This window comes from Pantoea sp. CTOTU49201 (assembly GCF_032054795.1).
GTDB classification, from domain to species: domain Bacteria; phylum Pseudomonadota; class Gammaproteobacteria; order Enterobacterales; family Enterobacteriaceae; genus Pantoea; species Pantoea symbiotica.
Genome location: NZ_DAMBSA010000423.1, coordinates 1 through 3,900, shown reverse-complemented (window position 1 = coordinate 3,900; position 3,900 = coordinate 1). Strand labels below are relative to the sequence as shown.

Sequence of the window (3,900 nt, the reverse complement as noted above, 5' to 3'; positions counted from 1 at the left end):
AATCGCGCATGGCATAACCATGACGCCGCAGCAGCGGCACGGTCATTACGCTGCCGCCTACGCCGAGCATGGCGGCGATCACACCTATCACTGTGCCGCCCGCGCTGACATTCAGCCGCGTCAACATTCGCGGTGCAGTGCGGCTAAAGAAGCCTTTGCGCAGCAGGCAATCAGCGATAGTCACCACCATGTAAACCATAAACAGCCCGCGCACCCACGTATCGCTAATCACGCCCGCCAGCCAGGAACCGATCACCGCACCGAGCGCGATAAACCAGATTAGCGGCAACAAAGGGAGATCATGCAATTTGCCCGCCCGCCAGTTTTGATAACTGGCCCAACCGGCGTTGAAAATCATCACGGCGGTCGAGGTTGCCACCGCGATATGCATCGCCTGTGCCGCCAATAGCGGCTGCTGCAACAGCAATTGATAGACAAACGGCACCACCACAAAACCGCCGCCAAAGCCAAACAACACCGTGGTGATGCCGGTAGCAAAACCCGCCAACCCAATAATTAACAGCTCGTTCATCGCCTTTCTCTGCATCATGAAAAGAGTGATGCAGCTTACGCAGCAAGCAGCCCGCTTCCCATTTGCGCAGCGCTCATTTACCCTTGAAAATCAGTCAATTTGCGGTGGATGTCGGGAATGCGAAATAGTCACATTGATGAATACGACCATATTGATCGTGACGTGGTGGCGCTGGGCAATGACTACGCGCAGGGATTTGTGCTGCCAGAGCATCGCCACCGCCGCGCGCAGCTGCTGTATGGCGCGACAGGTTTAATGCACGTCGCAACGCAGGCGGGCGAATGGGTGGTACCGCCGCAGCATGCGGTGTGGATTCCGCCAAATACTGCGCACAGCGTGAAGTTTGTCGGCGTCTCGACGCGCAGCCTGTATATCGAGCCCATTTGCGCAGCAGCATTGCGCGATCGCTGTAGCGTCATTAGTGTCTCGCCGCTGCTGCGACAACTGTTGATTGAAGCCGTTGATTTACCGTTGTTATATGCATCCGATCGCGATCGATCGCTGGTGCAGCTGCTGTTGCTGGAGCTTGCGGCGATGCCTGCGCGGGAATTCGATATTCCGTTGCCGCAGCATCCGGCGTTGTTGGCGCAATGCCAGAACTTCTTACTGGCGCCAACCATTCATGATGCCGCCGATCGTTGGGCCAGCGCGCTGTTTATGAGCCCCAGCACCTTCCGCCGCCATTTCATGCAGCAAACCGGCTTGTCCTTCTCTGCCTGGCGACAGCGCGCCTGCGTGGTGACGGCGCTGGCGTGGCTGGTAGCGGGCAAATCGGTAAACGAAGTGGCACTCTCGCTCGGCTATGACAGCAGCTCCGCTTTCTCCACCATGTTTCGCCGCGTCACCGGTCAGGTACCATCATTTTACATCGATCATCATTGAGTAAAATTTCACCAGCCACTTGGCGATTTCAGGCTGAAAACCGGCTTTTTATCGCAGGAGTTACTTGCCTAACACACTGATTATTTAGTCATTCCTTCCAGCCCAAATGCATGTCGAACTTTCAGGCGCTTAACTGCTGCTGCACCGCATCTAAAAACGCCCGCAGCGCCGCCGGCTGCCGTTCACGCGACATGTAAAGGCCAAAGATCGCCAGCGTTTTTGGCTGATAAGCCGGCAATACGGTTTGCAGCTGTCCATTGTCGATGGCGTTGCGCGCTTCCATCTCCGGCACCATCGCCACTCCACAACCGGCAATCGCCGCATCACAGAGAACCGACGAGATGCCGGCGCTGAAATTGCCGTGCACCGCTGCAGAGATCGTTTCGCCCTGCGCATCTGAAAATTGCCAGCTCTGCCCAGCGAAACGGCTGTAATGCAGGCAGTTATGCTGCGCGAGTTCGGCTGGCGTTTGCGGTGAGCCATGCGCCTGCAGATAGTCCGGCGACGCACACACCACCGAAACACATTCACCTAAACGTCGGGCGATGGCACCAGGTTCGGGATCATCGGTAATACGCACAGCCACATCAATGCGCTCACCGATCAAACTCACCGGCTGATTATTGATCTCCAGCTCGATGCGCACCGCCGGGAAACGCGCCAGGAATGCCGGAATCATCGGCCCCAAAATATGCGTGGCGGTGGAGTGTGCACAGGCGACACGCAAGGTGCCGTGCGGCTCGCTATCCGCGCCCTGATCGGAAATCTCTTCAGCCAGTCTCGCCAGCGCGCGCGATTTATCGAGGATCTTCTCGCCAGCGGGCGTGATGGTTAGCTTGCGCGATGATCGGTGCAGTAAACGCGCGCCAGCCCACTTCTCCATTTCATCCAGATAGCGGCTGACCATCGGCCGCGAAATATCCAACGCACGCGCCGCAGCACTTAAGCTGCCCAGTTCACAAATGCGGTTAAACACCGTTGCCGCCGTGACTCTGTCCATGTTGGCTCCATCTGATCGTTTTATGAAACTGATCATATCCAGTTTCAGGAATTCTACCAGCCAGTAATTTCCCTACAATAGAGCCCACAAATACGGCGAGGTGCCGGATAAAGGAAAATTCGATGAAAATGAAAACGCTGACTCTGGCATTTGCCTTCGCCGCCCTGCCTGCATTTGCTGCGCCGCTCCATTTAGAAGTGTATAACCCGCAGGAGAACGGCATCTTCCCGGTCTCTTCCACGCTGGTTTCCGGACCGCATGAAGCGATACTGTTTGATGCGCAGTTCAGCACTAAAGACGGTGAAAAGCTGGTGCAGATGATTAAAGCTAGCGGCAAAAAGCTGACGCAGATTGTCATCACCTCCGGCGATCCTGACTTCTATTTTGGTCTGGAACCGATTGTAAAAGCGTTCCCGCAGGTGAAGATTGTGGCGACGCCGGATGTGGTGAAACACATCGAAGCGACCAAAGCTGCCAAGTTGGCTTATTGGGGCCCGCAGATGAAGGACGGCGCACCAAAGCAGTTGTATGTTCCGCAGGTTACGCATGCCACGAGCTTAAAAGTCGATGGTGAAACGCTGGAACTTCGTCACGCCAATGATTACGCCGCCTACGTGTGGATCCCGGCCAACAAAGCGATTCTCGGCGGCACCGGCGTGGCTTCCGGCATTCACGTCTGGACCGCCGATACGCAAACGCCTGCTGTTCGTCAGCAGTGGCGTAATGTGCTGAGCGAAATGCAAAAACTGCAGCCTAAACAGGTGATTCCAGGCCATTATCTTGGCGAGCGCCCGGCGGGCGATGCGGCGATTACCTTTACGTTGAACTACCTGCAAACCTTTGAGGAAGCGCTGCAACAGCACAAAGGTTCGACCCAGGTGATCGAGACCATGAAAGCCGCTTATCCGCATCTGCCGGAGGAGAGTTCGTTGGATCTGAGCGCCAAAGTGAATACCGGCGAAATGAAGTGGTAATGGATGTGTAGGGTCGCCATTCATGGCGACCGTTCGAAAAATAACTCCAATCCCTTGTAGGAACGCCATTCATGGCGACCTCTCGAAAGACCGCAGATAATCCACCAAATACAAAGCGCGTTTGATTTGATAGGATTTTGGCCCGAATTTGCGAAATAAGGTTGCGGGTCATGCCCCAAAAAAGAGCGACGCTGATTGGTTTGATGGCCATTTTGCTATGGAGCGCGATTGTAGGACTGATTAAAAATGTCAGCGAAGGATTCGGCCCGGTGGGCGGTGCGGCACTGATATACAGCGCCAGCGCGGTTTTGCTGATTTTCACCGTTGGCTTGCCAAAACTGCGCTCTTTTCCGCGCCGCTATTTGATTATCGGCAGCGTACTGTTCGTCTGTTATGAACTCTGCCTGTCGCTCTCACTCGGCTTTACCCACAGCGGACGCCAGGCGATTGAAGTCGGCATGGTCAATTATCTGTGGCCAAGTTTGACCATCCTTTTAGCGGTGATAGTGAAT

General features: G+C 55.3%; 4 protein-coding genes and 1 pseudogene. 3 read left to right on the top strand and 2 right to left on the bottom strand.

The features are described 5' to 3' along the window. Positions 1 to 532 (bottom strand): sulfite exporter TauE/SafE family protein (locus RTY00_RS21395; RefSeq protein ID WP_312666081.1); only part of this gene is annotated, 532 nt, incomplete at its 3' end. A gap of 117 nt (positions 533 to 649) precedes the next feature. Between RTY00_RS21395 and RTY00_RS21390 the strand changes: the two genes are divergently transcribed. Next, complete coding sequence (locus RTY00_RS21390) at positions 650 to 1,414, top strand: helix-turn-helix transcriptional regulator (protein ID WP_312666080.1); 765 nt, start codon at positions 650 to 652, stop codon at positions 1,412 to 1,414. Between the two features lie 121 nt (positions 1,415 to 1,535). Here the strand turns inward: RTY00_RS21390 and RTY00_RS21385 are convergent, their stop codons facing one another. Then, on the bottom strand, positions 1,536 to 2,414 hold the full coding sequence (locus tag RTY00_RS21385) for a LysR family transcriptional regulator (RefSeq protein WP_312666078.1): 879 nt from the start codon (positions 2,412 to 2,414) through the stop codon (positions 1,536 to 1,538). A 122-nt stretch (positions 2,415 to 2,536) separates the two neighbouring features. Between RTY00_RS21385 and RTY00_RS21380 the strand changes: the two genes are divergently transcribed. Together RTY00_RS21380 and RTY00_RS21375 are read left to right on the top strand one after the other, a co-directional pair. Beyond that, on the top strand, positions 2,537 to 3,388 hold the full coding sequence (locus tag RTY00_RS21380) for a Vmh family MBL fold metallo-hydrolase (protein ID WP_312666076.1): 852 nt from the start codon (positions 2,537 to 2,539) through the stop codon (positions 3,386 to 3,388). A 170-nt stretch (positions 3,389 to 3,558) separates the two neighbouring features. After that, positions 3,559 to 3,900, top strand: a pseudogene (locus tag RTY00_RS21375) (EamA family transporter); the annotation flags it as partial.